Raw genomic sequence first — 16,725 nt, forward strand, 5'->3', positions numbered from 1 at the left:
GGCCTTGGCGGTGGCATACTTCGGGGCCGCAAAACCCTGGGGATAGGAGCTACATGCACACGCACAGTCACCGCTGGCGGCGATATGCCACAGCTGTCCTGATAGGTACCTCAGCACTGTCCACGATGGGCACACTTCCCGCAGCGGCTGAAACGGCGGGTGCCGGCCTGGCGGCGGTTACGGAACAGCCTTCAGCGCAGGCCGCCTCCGATGTGGCGCGCAAGGCGAAGCGCCGCATCGAGGTTTCTGGTCTGCGGTCGGCGACGGACCAGGTGTTCGCGAACCCGGAAGGGTCCTTCACCCACGAGCGCAGCCTCACCCCGGTACGGGCGCGTAAGGCTGACGGCTCGTGGGTGGCGATTGACACCACGCTGCGCCGGGAGGGCACCGCCCTGGCCACCACAGCGACACCGGCCACGCTCCAGCTGTCCGGCGGAGGGGACACCGCGCTGGCCACCATGACCGACGGCCCGTACAAGCTGACCCTGACGTGGCCCGCCGCGCTGCCCGCACCGCAGGTCGCAGGCGATGTGGCCACCTACCCCGAGGTGTACCCGGGCGTCGACCTGAAAGTGCGGCCGACCCGCTCGGGCGGCATCACGCACATGCTCGTCGTGAAAACCCGCGCCGCCGCGGCCGACCCGCGCCTGGCCTCCATCACCCTCGGCGTGAAGACCGAACGGCTCACGGTCGCCGTCGGCCGCGACGGCGGGATCACCGCGACCGCAGCTGACGGGCGGGTAGTGTTCGCCGCCGGGCAGCCCTGGATGTGGGACGGCAAGCAGCCCGACACCGCCTCCGGCGACGACCCGGCACGATACGGCTGGGCACCGAGCAACGGAGCCCGCAAAGCCAAGATCGCCGTCGCGTACTCGGCGGGCCAGCTGACCCTCCGGCCTGATGCTGCCCTGCTGGCCGATCCGCAGGCGGCGCTGCCGCTGTTCATCGACCCGAGATGGGACACCATCGGCTACCAGAACGGCGGCGGATGGGGCCTGGTCAACCCGGGCAACCCCGGAAACCCGCTGTGGGGCGGGGAAGCCGCCACCGGCGACATCCAGATCGGCAGCGACCCCTCGGACGCGGACCTGTGGCGGGCGTTCATGCAGATGAACACCTCATGGTTCAGCCACAAGCAGATCATCAGCGCGCACCTGAAAGTCCTCCAGACGCACTCCTGGGACGCCAACTGCACCACACCCTCGTGGAAGCCGTTCGAGCTGCACCTCGCCTCGACCTGGAACCCGCTGACCCTCACCGGCAAGATCGGCGAGAGCAACAGCACCTACGGCAACTCCGAGAAAGGCAGCAACGGCTGCCAGAACGACCAGGAAGTCTGGTTCGACGTCCAGAACGCCGCCCGGGCCTCGGCTGACAATGGCTGGTCGTTCCTGGTGTTCGCGCTGAAGATCGCCGACGGCCACGAGTACAACGAGCAGGCGTGGCGGCGCTTCGACCAGAACTCGCCCCTGCTGTCGGTGGTGTACAACGATCCGCCCGGCGCGCCGCAGAACCTCACCATCGACGGCAAGCCCTGCAACGGCGGCACCCTCCACCTGGGCGCAGCAGCCAGCTACACCTTCCGCTCCTACGCCATCGACCCGCAGGGCGATGCCGTCACCGGCGAGCTGCACATCTCACAGAACGGCCAGACCAAGCAGACCCACCCCATCAACGCCGGATCCGGCTCCCCGCTCGTGTGGATCAGGCCAGCGTCAGAACTGCCCAGCGACACGTACTGGATCAATGCGAGAGCGACCGACGGCTACGGCTGGTGGGGGCCATGGGCTCAGGGCTGCACCATCGTCGTCGACCAGAAACCGCCTGCCACCCTCAGCGTCTTCTCTCCTGAGTATCCGCAGGATGGGACGGTGAACGGCGGTGTCGGACAGACGGGTATGTTCACGTTCCGATCTGACAGCGACGTCGTGTGGTACTCGTACTCCATGACCGGTGCCGACGGCAAGGTGATCACCGGGCAGGCCGCCGCCCCCAGCCCTGGCGCCAGCACGCAGGTGGCGATCACCCCAGCCGTCGGCGGGACAAACACGCTCCACGTCACCGCTTATGACCTGGCGGGCAACTCCCTCACTAAGCCGTTCGCGTTCTCTGTCAAAACACCCGGACCGGCCGTGCATCACTGGCAGCTCAACGAATTGCCAGGCGCCGCGACGGCCAACGACAGCGGCAGCGGAGACAAGGACGCCACCCTCGCGGGCACCGCTGCCTGGGCGGCACCGGGCTCGGTCCCCGATCACCTGTACAGCCACACCACCTACCTGACGCTTGACGGCGCCGGGCACGCGGCTACGGCCGCGAAGGTCGACGTCACGAAGAACTACACCGTCAGCACGTGGGTGAACCTCACCGACCGCACCGGGCACCGCGACATCATTTCCCAGCCGGCCACCCGCAGCAGCTCCCTCATCCTCAAGTACAACGGCACGGCCAGCCGCTACGAAGTGCTGCTCACCCGCACCGACACCGACAACCCCACCACAGACGGCGCCGTAGGCGCGGCGAACCCGCCGCTGGGCTGGACACATGTCGCCGCCGTATACGACACCAGCACCAGGATCCTGTCGCTGTATGTCAACGGCGTCTTGCAAGGGCAGAGCAGCCAGATCGGCACCGTCAACACAGGCGGTACCGGGCTGAACTTCGGCCGGTCCCTGTGGAACGGCGCCTACGGCCAGTACGTCAAGGGCGGTATCGACGACACCCGCGTCTACGACCGGGTGCTGCCCGCCTGGGAGATCCGCGGCCTGGCCCGCAAACTCGAAGCCTGGTACCAGTACAACGCAACCGCAGACGCCGGAAGCTCCCCCGACAGCAGCGGCAACAACCGCACCCTCACTCTCAACACCGGCACCTACTCCGGCGTCTACCCCGTCCGTGACGGCTTCACCGGCGAAGGCGCCCGCTACACCGGCGGCAACGGCCTCAGCGCCGGATCATCCTCGACCGCCCCCGGGGCGGTACGGACCGGCGGCGACTACACCGTCGCCGCCTGGGTCAAGCTCGACCGCAGCGGCAACAACCAGGCGGTCATCAGCCAGGACGGAAACCGCGCCTCCGCGTTCATCCTTGGCTACCACGGCCCGGCGAAGACCTGGATGTTCACCGTCTGCGCCAGCGACACCGACAACACATCCTTCACCCGCGCCGAATCCACCGCACCGGCAGCCCTCGGTGTGTGGACACACCTGGCCGCACGCGTCGACCGGGGCGGCGGGAAGATCATCTTCTACGTCAACGGAGAACAGCAGGGCAACCCGGTAGACCTGCCATCCACATGGGACGCCAGCGGTAACCTCGCGATCGGCCGATCGAAGTGGAACGGCACCAGCGCCGACTGGTGGGAAGGCGGCATCGACGACGTGAAGGTCTTCACCGGCGCGCTCACCGGAGACGACATCCTCGCCCTCGTCAACCAGACCCGCAACACCCGCCGGGCCGCGCCCCAGCACCTCACCGGCGACTTCACCGGCGACACCAAACCCGACGTCCTCGTCATCACCGGCACCGCCGGACTGGAAAAAGACGTCGTGACCGACCTGCGGGTCCTGCCCGGCAACGGCACCGGCACCCTCGCCGCAGCCATCCCGTTCTGGTCCACGAGCACGGCGCGACCACCAGGCGTCGAAGCGCCGCCGATCAAATGGCACGACTCGGCCCGCTGGTACGCCGCCGACCACAACTACGACGGACGCACCGACCTCCTGCTCATCACCCGCAACGACGGCGACATGCCCGCAACCCGCGGCGTGCAGGCATGGGTCTTCACCTCCACCGGCACCGCCTTCAACCCACCGGCACTAGCCTGGACCAGCACCCAGGACGACACCTGGGCCATGGAAAACCTTCAGGTTGGCTTCGCCGACACCACCCACGACAACCGCGCCGACCTCGTGCTCATGCAAACCACAGGCCCAGGCCAGTACAAGCTGCACGTGGCTAAGGCATCCGCAGGCAGCACCGGCTTCGAACCGATCGCTCTCTGGCACACCAACCCGGTCGGCGACGCAGAACCCCGCCGTGTCATCCAGCAGGTCGCGGACGTCGATGGCGACAAGATGGCCGATGTTGTCCACCTCTACCAGTACGACAACCAGCAGGTGAAGATCTCGGTCAAATACTCCACCGGCAGCGGATTCACCCCGAACTCGCAATGGGCGACCGCCTGGGACAGCAGCGCAGGCAACGGCACCTTCGACCTCACGCGCGTGAAGGTCACCACCGGCAACATCGACGCCGATGGCAAGCAGGACATCATCTGCCTCTACGACCAGCCCGCAAGCACAAGCAACCAGGTCCGGGCCTTCACCTTCACCGGAACCAAACCAGCGGCGACCGCCACCAGCACCGTACGGCAGGAGACCCCTGGAGCCTGGCTCCAGCGATCCACCGCGGCGGCCGACCTCAACGGAGACGGCAAGACGGAGCTGATCACCCTCAACATCACCGGCCCCAGCACGTTCCTCATCGAGAAACACCACAACAACGGAACAACGCTGGACGCGCCAGTCGTACTGTTCAGCGGGGGATAAGGGCTCAGCTGGAAGGTCGGATGATTCGTGCGGGGGCTACGACTCGTCCTTGACGCCGACCTGGCCGCCGGCTGCGAACATGCCGCCGGAGGTCAGGTCGGGGTGCTCGACGGCGAGGGCTGCCGCGACAGCTTCCGTGAGGGGCATCGCGGCGCCCTCGGCGTACAGGGTGTCGAAGCGGAGGTCGCCTAGCCGGCTGCGGGTGCGGCTGTGCTGCTCGGCCCAGTAGGGGGCGTAGGCGCCCGCCGAGCAGCGGAGCCGGCCTCGCTCGGACTCGGCGGCGCCGAACAGTACTGCCGCGGTGTCGGGCTGGCCGCCGAGGTGGCAGCGGACGCCGATCGCGTTGAGGGTCTCCACCGCGCGGGCACCGAAGCCGTAGGCCATCCGGGAGCGCAGGGCGACCTGGAGGTGTTCGTGGGCCGCGACGAGGTCGCCGCGTTCGAGGGCGACGAGGCCGAGGAGCATGTCGACGGTGCGGCGGCCGCGTTCGGCGGGGCGGGCGGCTTCGAGGGGGCGGGCCGAGGCGAGGAGGTTGGCCGCCTCGTCGAGTTCGCCGCGGCGCCAGAGCAACTGGGCGAGGTAGAAGATCGCGAAGAGCGCGTCGGCTTCCACGTCCAGCTCCGCCGCGAGGCGCAACGTCTCCCAGCAGGAGCGTTCGGCTTCGGCGACGAGGCCGATGTCGACGAGGGGGCTGGCCCGGCCGGCGAGTACGCGGACGAGGAGGCCCGGGTCGCCGGCCTGGCGGGCTGCGGCCTCGGCTCGCTGGGAGAAGCGGAGGGCCTCGGCGTACTCGCCGTCCACCCCGGCGTGGGCGGCGTGCATGTTGTAGGCCAGCGCGAGCTCGCGGCTCGGTACCGGAGTGTCCGTCGTGGTCATGCGCTCGTAGAGCCGGTACAGCCAGACGCGGCCCTCGCGGGCCAGGCCGCGCTCGCGCCACCACTGGTCGAGGGCACCGGCCAGGCGGAGCCCCTCGCGGACGTCGCCTCCCGTCGTACTCCACCGCAGCGCCGTCCGCAGCTCCACCGACAGCGGGTCGAGGGCGTGCATGGACAGGGTGACCGCGCGGCCCTCGGCATCCCGGCCGGCCCGCTCGGCGGCGTGGCGGCACCAGGCGACGTGCCGGTCCCGTGCTGCTTCCTCCTCGCCGGACTGGAGGAGTTTGCGCTGGCCGTAGGCCCGGATCGGGTCGAGCATCCGGTAGGTGGTGCCCACGGCGGTGGGCTCGGCCTGGACCAGCGACTTGTCCACCAGTACAGCCAAAGGGTCTAGCGGGTCGTCGCCCAGCAGCCACTCGATCGCCTCCAGCTCCACCGGGCCGGCGAAGACCGAGAGGTGACGCAGGAGCTTGGCCGCGCGGGGCCCGAGGGTCCGGTAGGACCAGGACACGGTGGCGCTCAGGGTCTCGTGCCGGTTGGCGGACTCGCCGGGGCCGGCCAGCAGGAGGTCTTCGAGGCGTTCGGCGAGCTGGCCGGCCGCGAGGAGTCGCAGCCGGGCCGCCGCCAGTTCGAGAGCGAGGGGCAGGCCGTCGAGGCGGCGGGCGACCCGGTCGAGGTGCGGCAGCTCGGCGGGCTCGGCACGCCGGCCACCACGAGCAGCCGCCGCGCGGTCGAGCAGCAGAGCCACCGCGTCGGACGGGCCGCCGTCGGGCTGCGGGGTGACGGACAGCGACGGGATGCGCCAGACGGCCTCGCCGGGCAGGCCGATCGGCTCGCGGCTCGTGGCGAGGATCGTCAGGCCCGGGCAGCTCGCCAGCAGCCGCGTCACCAGGGGAGCGAGCGAGGTGAGCTGGTGGTCGCACGTGTCGAGGACCAGCAGGCACTGCCGCTGGGCTGCGTGCTCGACCAGGGTCTCCGGCATGGGGCGGCCCGGCTCGGGCCGGAGGCCGAAGGCACTCGCCACCCCAACGGCGATCAGCGCCGGATCCGTGACCGAGGCGAGGTCCGTGAACCAGACACCGTCCTGATAGGAGTCGACCAGGTCCGTGGCGACCGCCACCGCGAGCCTCGTCTTGCCGGCCCCGCCAGCTCCCACCACCGTCACGAGCCGCTGCTCGCAGACGAGCTGCCGCAGCTTGACCTGCTCGTCGAGGCGGCCGATGAAGCTGGTCGGCGCGGCCGGGAGATTGTGCGGGGTGGCGTCCATTGTGCGTGGTGGCGGAAAGCGGTACTCCAGGCCGGGGGCCGCGAGCTGGTACAGGCGCTCGCGGTCGTCGAAGCCGCGCAGCCGGTGCAGGCCGAGGTCTACAAGCGACAGTCCATCCGGGAGGTCGGTGACCCTGCGGGCAGTCGCGCCGGAGCAGAGGACCTGCCCGCCGTGCGCGGCCGCCGCCACCCGGGCCGCGCGGTGCACCTCGAAAGTGGCGTATTCGCCAGCATGTGGGACGGCGTACCCGGTGTGCAGGCCCATCCTGACCCGGGGCCTGGCCGCCGGGCTGGGCCAGCTGTGGTCGGCCAGGGCGCGCTGGGCGGTCACGCAGGCGATCAGGGCCGCGGTGGCGTCGGCAAAGGCGACGAAGAAAGAATCACCCTCCGTCAACAATTCCGCGCCGTCGCAGTCACCGAATGTGAGGCGCATCAGGCGGCGGTGGTCGTTGAGGACAGGTCGGTACCCGTCACCGAGGAGCTGCGCCAGCCGCGTCGAGCCCTCGATGTCAGTGAACAGGAATGTCACCTGCCCGCTCGGCAGGTGCATATGTGCCGCCAAGCCCTGACCTCCGCCCCATGCGAATGGACTCATCGTGCCGCATCCCGCAACTCTTCGCATCAGCAGAACGGCTGGTCGCCGCGCTGGGGCGGCCGCGGGGTGCGAATTGCCTTTCGCGTTATGACGCCTGGGGCAACGACGGTACGCCGCCCCGGTTGCGGGTGGAAGGCAAATCTTGATCTTCTTTCCGGCAATGCGGGATACTCTGCAGCGTGCTGCGCCGACTCGCTTATTCACTCATACATGCCGTGTGCTGGGCGGCCATGAAAGTGTACGGCTGGGCCGGTGGCCCGAGACTGCGACTGGCCTCGATGGCCGTCGTCGCCCTGACGGCCGTGATCTCCGTGCTGATAGTGGGAAATTTTCTTCTACCGGCTGGTAAACAACCGGCTGCCGATTCGGCGGCCGTCACGCCGGACCCCAATACTCCTCAGTGGTCCGAACCGCCGTTGCCGTCAACCGGTTCTGCGACGCCGGGACCGCGACCCTCTGTTACGCCGAGTGCCCCGGCCACGCAGGGCACAGTCGCGCAGTGGGCCGCCGGGCTGGCGCCGAAAGTCGGCATTCCCGTTCCGGCTTTGCAGGCGTACGCGAGTGCCGAGCTGAAACTGGCAGCCAGCAAGCCCGGCTGCCATCTGGCATGGACGACGCTGGCCGGGCTGGGCCGGATCGAGTCCAACCACGGCCAGGAGGGCGGGGCGGTGCTGGGTGCGGACGGCAAGCCGAGCAAGACGATCGTCGGTATCCCATTGGATGGGAAGAACGGCACGAAGGTCATCACGGACACGGATGGCGGGCGGCTGGACGGTGACGCTCAGTACGACCGGGCGATCGGGCCGATGCAGTTCATCCCGACCACCTGGGGCAGCTGGGGGCGGGACGGCAACGGCGACGGGGCCGTCGACCCGCACAACATCTTCGACGCCGCGCTGGCCGCGGGGGAGTACCTGTGCTCCGGGTCCCGTGACCTGGGCCGGGCCGCCGACTGGCAGAGCGCCGTCCTGTCCTACAACGCCGTCGACGTGTACCTGAAGGATGTCTTCGCCCGGGCCGACGAGTACGGCAAACTCAGCCGTACACCGTAGATACTGAAGATACCGGTGCGTCCGGACACTGAGGAGAGACAGCGGCGCGCGGTTGGGAATGCGAACAGTAACCATGTGGACACGAGCAGTACGGATTTTGCCCGTTCGAGGGCTCGCGTTCACCGCCACAGTCAGGTAAGCAGAGATGGTGCGCGTACGCGAGTGGGAGCCAGCCAAGGCCCCAGGCCATGACCTGGAAGCGTGGCGGCGGCTGTACAACGAGATGCTCGCCGCTGATCTGCCCGGCGAGCCACACTGGCGGGCCGAGCGGCTCCGCGAGTACTTCGCCGTGACCATGCCGGGGGAGGCGCGGGCCGACTGGTTCCTGGAGGACGACTCCGGGGAGGTGATCGGGGTCGCCGGGCTGCGGTTGCTCGACGAGATCGGCGTCATGGAGATCTACGTCCACCCCGGACGCCGCCGGGCCGGTGCCGGGCGGACCCTGGCGGCAGCCTGCGTCCGGCGCGCGTACGAGTCCGGGCGGTCTGTGCTCGGTGCCGAGGTCGCGGCCGGTACCCCGGGCACGCTGTTCTACCCATCGCTCGGCTTCCGGCTGAGCAGTGTCGAGGAGCGCAACCTGCTCGACCTGGCCACTGTGGACTGGGGGCGGATGCGGGAGCACGCCACGCGGACCGGCTCCGGCTACACGATCGAGTACTTCCCTGGCGGCCCGCCGGACGACCTGCTGCCCGCGTACGCCCTGGCCAAGCAGGTCGTGCAGGGTGAGGACGACGATATCGAGCTGAGCCCCAGCTCGTACTCGGCCGGCCGGCTCGCCGACAGCCTCGCCGTCCTGCACGCCCGTGGCCTGACCCCGTACGTGGTGTGCGCCGTGCACAACCGCTCGGGTGCGATCGCCGGGCTGACCGAGGTCGTCGCGCCGGCCCAGCATCCCGAGCGGGCCGACCAGTACGACACGGTGGTCGTCCCGGCGCACCGTGGCTACGGGCTGGGCCTGGCGATGAAGGCCCGGATGCTGCTGGAGCTGCGCTCGGCGGTACCGGAGCTGCGGGACGTGCAGACCTGGACGGCGATGGAGAACGAGCCGATGGCCCGGGTCAACGCCGAGCTGGGCTTCCAGCCGGACCGGCAGTGGTACGAGTACGAGGCGGATGTCGCCGAACTTGCCAGGAGCCTGAGGATCGAGTGAAGTTCGACACTGTGTAGAGGGTGAAGATGATCTTCCTGGGGGCTCTGCCAGAATAGCTGGATTGTGACACCCTATTCCGCCGACGCACCGGCCTCCCAGGAGCTCTTCGACCGCGCGCAGGCCATCGTGCCGGGCGGGGTCAACTCGCCCGTCCGCGCCTTCCGCTCGGTCGGCGGCACGCCACGGTTCATGGTCTCCGGCACTGGTTGCCGGATGACGGACGCCGATGGCCGCGAGTACGTGGACCTGGTCGCCTCGTGGGGGCCGCTGCTGCACGGGCACGCGCATCCCGAGGTCGTCGCGGCGATCCGTGAGGCAGCAGGGCAGGGCACGAGCTTCGGTACGCCCACCCCGGGCGAGGTCGCGCTGGCCGAGGAGCTGGTCGCGCGGACGCCGGTCGAGCAGGTCCGGCTGGTGAGTTCCGGTACCGAGGCGACGATGTCGGCACTGCGGCTGGCTCGCGGGTACACCGGCCGGTCGAAGATCATCAAGTTCTCCGGCTGCTACCACGGGCACTCCGACGGCCTGCTGGCCGCCGCCGGCTCCGGCGTGGCGACGCTGTCGCTGCCCGACTCCCCGGGGGTCCCGGCTTCCAGTGCCGGCGAGACCATCGTGCTGCCGTACAACAACCTCGATGCCGTACGCGAGGCGTTCAGCGCGCACCCCGGCCAGATCGCGGCGATCATCACCGAGGCCGCGGCCGGCAACATGGGCGTGGTGGCTCCGCTGCCCGGGTTCAACCAGGGGCTGGCCGAGATCGCGCACGCCAACGGTGCCCTGCTCATCTCCGACGAGGTCATGACCGGCTTCCGGGTGAGCCGCAGCGGCTGGGCCGGGCTCGACCCGCACGACGCCGACCTCTACACCTACGGCAAGGTCATGGGCGGCGGCCTGCCAGCTGCCGCGTTCGGTGGCCGGGCCGAGATCATGGGCATGCTCGCCCCGGCCGGTCCGGTGTACCAGGCAGGCACCCTCTCCGGTAACCCCCTGGCCTGCGCTGCCGGGCTGGCCACGCTGCGCCTCGCGACCGACGAGGTCTACGCGCAGCTCGGCAAGCACTCGGCTTGGCTCCAGCAGGAGGCCAGCGCGGCGCTGACCAAGGCCGGCGTGCCGCACCGGGTGTCGACGGCCGGCAACATGTTCTCGATCTTCTTCACCGAGAACCAGGTCACCGACTACGACTCTGCCAAGACGCAGGATGTTGAGGCCTTCAAGCGGTTCTTCCATGCGATGCTGTCGCGCGGCGTCTACCTGCCGCCCAGCGCGTACGAGGCCTGGTTCGTGTCGGCGGCCCTCGACGAGGCCGCGTTCGAGACGATCTCTGGGGCGCTGACCTTCGCAGCTCAGGAGGCCGCGCATGTCTAGCGGTACCGAGACGATCGTGCACGTGGTCCGGCACGGCGAGGTACACAACCCGGAGAAGATCCTCTACGGCCGCCGCCCCGGGTACTACCTGTCGGACCTGGGTGTGCGGATGGCCGGCGCCGTCGCGGACTTCCTGGCGCCGCGCGACCTGACCTACATCGTGTCGAGCCCGCTCGAACGGGCCGTGCAGACCGCCGAGCCGATCGCCGCGAAGTTCGGCATGGACGTCGACATCGACGACCGGCTGCTGGAGAGCACCAACTACTTCGAGGGCATGCGGGTCAGCGTCGGCGACGGCGCGCTCCGCTCGCCCCGGCACTGGCCCGTCCTGTGGAACCCGTTCAAGCCGTCCTGGGGCGAGCCGTACCTGGAGATCGCGCACCGGATGTTCGACGCGCTGCTCGCGGCGCGTGAGGCGGCCGAGGGCCACGAGGCGGCCGTGGTCTCGCACCAGCTGCCGATCTGGACGCTGCGCCGGTACGCGCAGAAGGAACGGCTGTGGCACGACCCGCGCAAGCGCGAGTGCTCGCTGGCCAGCGTGACGAGCTTCCGGTTCGCTGGTTCCTCGCTGATCGGGGTCAAGTACGCCGAGCCGGCCGGGCACCTGATCAAGCTGTCGCCGACCGCGAAGGACGCCAAGGGCGCATGAAACGAGTCATCCCGCTCGTCGCCGTGGCCCTGCTGGCCCTGGCCGGCTGCGGGGACTCGGGTGACGCACAGAAGGTGACGGGGCAGCAACGTTTCGTCGCCGGTGACGGTACAACCTCGGTCTTTGGCGTGGCAGAACGCAAGAAGGCGCCGGCGGTGGCCGGGAAACTCCTGGACGACGCGGGTTACACCTTCACGCCGGGCAAGGTCACCGTGCTCAACTTCTGGGCTTCGTGGTGCGCGCCGTGCCGAGAGGAAGCTGACGACCTCGAAGCCGTCTATCAGGCCACCAAGGGGTCCGGCGTCGACTTCCTCGGCGTCGACATCCGCGACGGGCGCGACGAGGCGAAGAACTTCGTGGCCGGCCGGTTCACCTATCCCAGCCTGTTCGACCCGGCTGGCAAGGTCGCGCTGAAGTTCCGTGACGTGCCGCCGAACACGATCCCGGCCACGTTCGTCATCGACAGGCAGGGCCGGATCGCCGTCGTGATCCGCAAGTCCGTCGAGCGTGACGAGCTGCGCAAACTCCTCGACCCCATCGTGGCGGAGCAGTAACGATGGGCCAGAAGTTCGCCGACATCGCCAGCACCGGGCCGCTGATGCTGGCCGCGCTGGTCGCCGCGCTCGCCGGGCTGGTCAGCTTCCTGTCGCCGTGCATCCTCCCGCTCGTACCGGGATATCTGTCCTATGTGACCGGCCTCGCCGGCGCCGACATGGACTCCGGCAGCCGCAGGACCAGGATGCTGGCCGGGTCTGGCCTGTTCGTCGCCGGATTCACGGTCATTTTCGTCGGTACCGGGATCGTCTTCGCCGGCCTCGGCCGCGTCCTCGGCGAGCACCAGCGCACCGTCGAGATCGTCACGGGCGCGCTGATCATGCTGATGGGGCTGAGCTTCGCCGGGCTGGTCCCCGGGCTCCAGCGCGAGCTGCGGATCCGCAAGCTTCCCGCCGTCGGGCTGGCCGGCGCCCCGCTGCTCGGCGCGGTCTTCGCGCTCGGCTGGGTGCCGTGCGTGGGCCCGACGCTGGGTGCGGTGCTCGGGCTGGCCGCCGTCGAGGGCTCGGTCGGGCGCGGCGCGCTGCTGTCCGTGGCCTACTGCATCGGCCTCGGCCTGCCCTTCCTGGTGTTCAGCCTCGGGCTGCGCAAGGTGATGGGCCTGTTCACCGCCGTGCGCAAGCACAGCCGCTGGGTGACGCGGATCGGCGGCGCGTTGCTGGTCATCGTCGGCCTGGCCCTGGTGTCCGGGCTGTGGGGCGAGTTCATGAACTGGCTGCGGGCCACGGTCGGCCCCGGCACGGTGGGCATCTGATGGTCGCGATCGTGCGTAAGGCCTGGCGGCAGCTCACCAGCATGCGTACCGCGCTGGTGCTGCTGTTCCTGCTGGCCGTCGCCGCCGTACCCGGCTCGCTGCTGCCCCAGCGCGGCGTGGCGATCGAGAAGGTCAACGACTACCTGAAGAACAACCCCGGCGCCGGGCCCTGGCTCGACCGGTTCTACTTCTTCGACGTGTACTCCTCGCCGTGGTTCGCGGCGATCTACCTGCTGCTGTTCACCTCCCTCGTCGGCTGCATCCTGCCCAGGCTGCGCACGCAGGCCGAGGCGCTGTTCAGGCCGCTGCCCGACGCGCCGGCGCGGCCCGAGCGGCTGCCGGTGTCGAGGACGTTCGACGGTACGGCCGAGGACTTCGCCGCCCGGCTGAAGAAGGCCCGGTACCGGGTCGCCATCCGCGACGGTGCCGTCTCCGCCGAGAAGGGGTACCTGCGGGAGACGGGCAATCTCCTCTTCCACAGCGCCCTGATCGTGCTGCTGGTGGGCGTGGCGCTCGGGTCCTGGTACGGCTGGCACGGCAACCGGCTGATCGTCGCCGGGCCGGACGGCGAGTTCTGCAACACGCTGCAGCAGTACGACGAGTACGGGCTCGGCGCGCGCGTGGGAGCCTCCGATCTGCCCGAGTTCTGCGTCCGGCTCGACTCGTTCAAAGCGTCCTACCTGGACAGTGGCCAGCCGCTGTCGTTCACGGCCAACGTCGGGTACCTCGACGGTGCGAAGGAAGGCACCCACCGGCTCAAGGTCAACGAGCCGCTCCGGCTGAACGGGGCGAACGTCTACCTGCTGGCCAACGGGTACGCGCCGATCCTGGAGTACACCGACAAGTTCGGGCGGAAGCTGACGACGACGGTGCCGTTCCTCAACTCCGACCCCATGCTGACCAGCAGCGGCGTCGCGGTGTTCCCGGACGCGAACCTGGACCCGGCGACCGGCAAGCGTGAGTACGGCCAGCAGATCGGCTTCCAGGGCGTCTACCTGCCGACCAAGCCCGCTGACCCCTCCGTCGGCCGGTCGGCCTTCCCGACGGAGAAGGACCCGGCGCTGATGCTCGTCGCGTACCGGGGCGACCTCGGGCTCGACAACGGCATCCCGTCCTCCGTCTACAGCCTCAAGCAGTCCCAGATCGACTCGGGCAGGCTCAAGCCGGTCGGCGAGCCGCACATGCTGGTACCGGGCGGCGAGCCGTGGAAGCTCGACGACGGCACGACGGTCCGCTTCCTCGGGACGAAGTCGTGGGTGGCCGTGTCCGTCCGGCACGACCCGGGCGAGCCGATCATGCTGACCGGTGCCGTCCTGCTGCTCGCCGGCCTGCTGCCCTCGCTGGCGATCCGCCGCCGCCGGGTGTTCTACCGCGACGGGCAGGTCGGCGCGCTGGCGAAGAACGAGTACCCGGGGCTCGGTGCAGAGCTCGACCAGCTACTTCGAGACAAAGACGCTAGTGAGGTGCGCGTATGAGCGGGCTGTCGGACTCCCTGTTGCCGGTGGCGATCCTGGTCTACACGCTGGCGATGCTCGGCTACGCGGTCGAGTACGCCTTCAGCAGCAGCCGTGGCGCGCCGTCCCGCCAGCTGGTGACCGTTGGGGCCGGTGGGCCGCCGTCGCGGACCACTGAGGCTGAGCCCCGGAACCGGGCAGCGCTCGGTGGCAAGATCGCGCTGGTCCTGACCTGGCTCGGTGCGGCCGCCCACCTGGGCACGATCGTCACGCGCGGGATCGCCGCCGAGCGGATGCCGCTCGGGAACATGTACGAGTTCGTGGTCTTCGGCTGCTTCGTCGCCATCGCGAGCTGGCTGGGCATCGTCACCCGCCGGCCGAACCTGCGGCACCTGGGCCTCTACGCGACGCTCGTCGTTGTCCTGCTGCTCGGCATCGCGGCGACCACGCTCTTCACCCCGGTCGGGCCGCTGGTGCCTGCCCTGGACTCGTACTGGCTGGCCATCCACGTCACCGCGGCCTCGATCTCGTCCGGCGTGTTCCTGATCGGCTTCGTGCCCGCCGTGCTGTTCCTGATCCGGAACAAGTACGAGCGGCTGACGGCCGGGGTGCCGGAGCGCGAGGTGTACCTGAAGTTCCCGGTCTCGCTCGGCGCCAAGCTGCCGAGGTCCGAGGTGCTGGAACGGCTCACGTTCCGCATCCACGTCTTCGCGTTCCCGATCTGGACGTTCGCCGGGATCAGCGGCGCGATCTGGGCCGAGGCGGCGTGGGGCCGGTACTGGGGCTGGGACCCCAAGGAGGTGTGGCTGTTCATCTCCTGGGTCGTCTACGCCGGCTACCTGCACGCGCGGGCCACGCCCAGCGTCCGGCGCACCACGGCCATCTGGATCGCGATCATCGGCTGGGTGACCATGCTGGTGAACCTGTTCGGCATCAACTTCATGGTCGAGGGCCTGCACTCCTACGCAGGGCTCTAGGAGAGGTAAACCTGTGGCGTACACCGATCTCAAGGACTTCCTTCTCGCGCTGGAGAAGGCCGGTGAGCTGGTCAGAGTCACCGCGCCCGTCGATCCGGACCTGGAGATCAGCGAGATCGTCCAGCGGGTGGTGAAGGCAGGCGGCCCCGCGCTGCTGTTCGAGCGGCCGACCCGGGGCGACATGCCGCTGGCGATCAACATCTTCGGCACCGAGAAGCGGATGGCGATGGCCCTCGGGGTCAGTTCGCTGAACGAGATCGGTGACCGGATCGGCGCGATGGTCAAGCCGGAGCTGCCGGTCGGCTGGTCGGGCATCCGGGACGGCATCGGCAAGCTCATGCAGCTCAAGAGCGTGCCGCCGAAGCGGGTGAAGACCGCGCCGTGCCAGGAACTCGTGATGCGCGGCGACCAGGTCGACCTGAACAAGCTGCCGGCCCTGCAGACCTGGCCCGGTGACGGCGGCATCTTCCACAACTTCGGCCTCACGCACACCAAGCACCCGGAGACCGGCAAGCGCAATCTCGGCCTGTACCGGCTCCAGCAGCACTCGAAGAACTCGCTCGGCATGCACTGGCAGATCCACAAGGACTCGACGGCCCACCACGCCGTCGCCGAGCGGCTCGGCCAGCGGCTCCCGGTCGCGGTGGCCTTCGGCTGCGACCCGGCCGTCACGTACGCCGCGACGGCCCCGCTGCCCAGCGACATCGACGAGTACCTGTTCGCCGGGTTCCTGCGCGGTGAGCGGGTCGAGATGGTGGACTGCCTGACGGTGCCGCTGCAGGTACCGGCGCACGCGCAGGTCGTGCTGGAGGGCTACGTGGAGCCCGGTGAGCGGCTGCCCGAGGGCCCGTTCGGCGACCACACCGGCTTCTACACGCCGGTCGAACCGTTCCCCGTCCTGCACATCACCGCGATGACGATGCAGCGCGAGCCGGTCTACCACACGATCGTGACCTCGAAGCCGCCGCAGGAGGACGGGCCAATCGGCAAGGCGACCGAGCGGATCTTCCTGCCGCTGCTGAAGATCGTCGTGCCGGACATCGTGGACTACAACCTGCCCGAGGCAGGCGTGTTCCACAACTGCGTGATCGTCTCGATCAAGAAGCGGTACCCGAAGCACGCCCAGAAGGTCATGAATGCGATCTGGGGCGCGCACATGATGTCGCTGACCAAGCTCATCGTCGTGGTCGACGAGGACTGCGACGTGCACGACTACCACGAGGTCGCCTTCCGGGCCTTCGGCAACGTCGACTACTCGCGCGACGTGCTGATGACGGAGGGCCCGGTCGACCACCTCGACCACGCCTCCTACAACCAGTTCTGGGGCGGCAAGATGGGCATCGACGCCACCCGCAAGACCCCGGAGGAGGGTTACCACCGGGGCTGGCCGGAGGAGATGACGATGTCCGCCGACATTGTGGACAAAGTCACCCGCAGGTGGAAGGAATACGGCATCTCCTGAACCCCGGGTGCTTCCGGCTCTCGT

Annotated in this window: 11 protein-coding genes; 10 read left to right on the forward strand and 1 reads right to left on the reverse strand. The window is 69.3% G+C overall.

The genetic code is table 11. The features are described from left to right. Positions 1-125: 125 nt before the first annotated feature. Complete coding sequence (locus A3G1_RS0101310; RefSeq protein WP_169437513.1) at positions 126-4,550, forward strand: LamG-like jellyroll fold domain-containing protein; 4,425 nt, start codon at positions 126-128, stop codon at positions 4,548-4,550. Between the two features lie 36 nt (positions 4,551-4,586). Here the strand turns inward: A3G1_RS0101310 and A3G1_RS0101315 are convergent, their stop codons facing one another. Further along, entirely contained in the window at positions 4,587-7,286 is a 2,700-nt protein-coding gene (locus A3G1_RS0101315) for an ATP-binding protein (protein ID WP_425411363.1), read from the reverse strand. Between the two features lie 545 nt (positions 7,287-7,831). Here A3G1_RS0101315 and A3G1_RS32635 point away from each other — a divergent pair. The 9 genes from A3G1_RS32635 (at position 7,832) to A3G1_RS0101360 (ending at position 16,701) form a co-directional block, all read left to right on the forward strand. Then, positions 7,832-8,338, forward strand: a complete 507-nt coding sequence (locus tag A3G1_RS32635) for a lytic murein transglycosylase (protein WP_018347653.1) — start codon at positions 7,832-7,834, stop codon at positions 8,336-8,338. A 145-nt stretch (positions 8,339-8,483) separates the two neighbouring features. After that, on the forward strand, positions 8,484-9,488 hold the full coding sequence (locus tag A3G1_RS0101325; RefSeq protein WP_018347654.1) for a GNAT family N-acetyltransferase: 1,005 nt from the start codon (positions 8,484-8,486) through the stop codon (positions 9,486-9,488). A 63-nt stretch (positions 9,489-9,551) separates the two neighbouring features. Then, positions 9,552-10,853: a glutamate-1-semialdehyde 2,1-aminomutase gene (gene hemL / locus A3G1_RS0101330; RefSeq protein WP_018347655.1), complete on the forward strand. Its 1,302-nt coding sequence runs from the start codon at positions 9,552-9,554 to the stop codon at positions 10,851-10,853. Beyond that, on the forward strand, positions 10,846-11,502 hold the full coding sequence (locus tag A3G1_RS0101335; protein ID WP_018347656.1) for a histidine phosphatase family protein: 657 nt from the start codon (positions 10,846-10,848) through the stop codon (positions 11,500-11,502). Before hemL ends, A3G1_RS0101335 begins: the two co-directional genes overlap by 8 nt. Beyond that, positions 11,499-12,056 carry a TlpA family protein disulfide reductase gene (locus A3G1_RS0101340; protein WP_018347657.1) on the forward strand — a complete coding sequence of 186 codons (558 nt, stop codon included), beginning with the start codon at positions 11,499-11,501 and terminating at the stop codon, positions 12,054-12,056. The genes A3G1_RS0101335 and A3G1_RS0101340 overlap by 4 nt, the downstream gene beginning before the upstream one ends. Before the next feature lie 2 nt (positions 12,057-12,058). Further along, positions 12,059-12,808, forward strand: coding sequence for a cytochrome c biogenesis CcdA family protein (locus tag A3G1_RS0101345; RefSeq protein ID WP_018347658.1), 750 nt, complete (start codon positions 12,059-12,061; stop codon positions 12,806-12,808). Continuing rightward, positions 12,808-14,283, forward strand: coding sequence for a cytochrome c biogenesis protein ResB (gene resB, locus A3G1_RS0101350; protein ID WP_018347659.1), 1,476 nt, complete (start codon positions 12,808-12,810; stop codon positions 14,281-14,283). Before A3G1_RS0101345 ends, resB begins: the two co-directional genes overlap by 1 nt. Then, positions 14,280-15,239, forward strand: coding sequence for a c-type cytochrome biogenesis protein CcsB (ccsB, locus tag A3G1_RS0101355; RefSeq protein ID WP_018347660.1), 960 nt, complete (start codon positions 14,280-14,282; stop codon positions 15,237-15,239). The genes resB and ccsB overlap by 4 nt, the downstream gene beginning before the upstream one ends. 13 nt (positions 15,240-15,252) lie before the next feature. Continuing rightward, positions 15,253-16,701 carry a menaquinone biosynthesis decarboxylase gene (locus tag A3G1_RS0101360; protein ID WP_018347661.1) on the forward strand — a complete coding sequence of 483 codons (1,449 nt, stop codon included), beginning with the start codon at positions 15,253-15,255 and terminating at the stop codon, positions 16,699-16,701. Positions 16,702-16,725: the final 24 nt, after the last annotated feature.

This window comes from Longispora albida DSM 44784 (assembly GCF_000379825.1).
Lineage (GTDB): Bacteria > Actinomycetota > Actinomycetes > Mycobacteriales > Micromonosporaceae > Longispora > Longispora albida.

Excerpts from the sequence above, each read along its gene's own strand:
- A3G1_RS0101310 (WP_169437513.1), top strand. The coding sequence starts at position 126 with ATGGGCACACTTCCCGCAGCGGCTGAAACGGCGGGTGCCGGCCTGGCG.
- A3G1_RS0101315 (WP_425411363.1), bottom strand. The coding sequence starts at position 7,286 with ATGAGTCCATTCGCATGGGGCGGAGGTCAGGGCTTGGCGGCACATATG.
- A3G1_RS0101335 (WP_018347656.1), top strand. The coding sequence starts at position 10,846 with ATGTCTAGCGGTACCGAGACGATCGTGCACGTGGTCCGGCACGGCGAG.
- ccsB (WP_018347660.1), top strand. The coding sequence starts at position 14,280 with ATGAGCGGGCTGTCGGACTCCCTGTTGCCGGTGGCGATCCTGGTCTAC.
- resB (WP_018347659.1), top strand. The coding sequence starts at position 12,808 with ATGGTCGCGATCGTGCGTAAGGCCTGGCGGCAGCTCACCAGCATGCGT.
- A3G1_RS0101325 (WP_018347654.1), top strand. The coding sequence starts at position 8,484 with ATGGTGCGCGTACGCGAGTGGGAGCCAGCCAAGGCCCCAGGCCATGAC.
- A3G1_RS0101340 (WP_018347657.1), top strand. The coding sequence starts at position 11,499 with ATGAAACGAGTCATCCCGCTCGTCGCCGTGGCCCTGCTGGCCCTGGCC.
- A3G1_RS0101345 (WP_018347658.1), top strand. The coding sequence starts at position 12,059 with ATGGGCCAGAAGTTCGCCGACATCGCCAGCACCGGGCCGCTGATGCTG.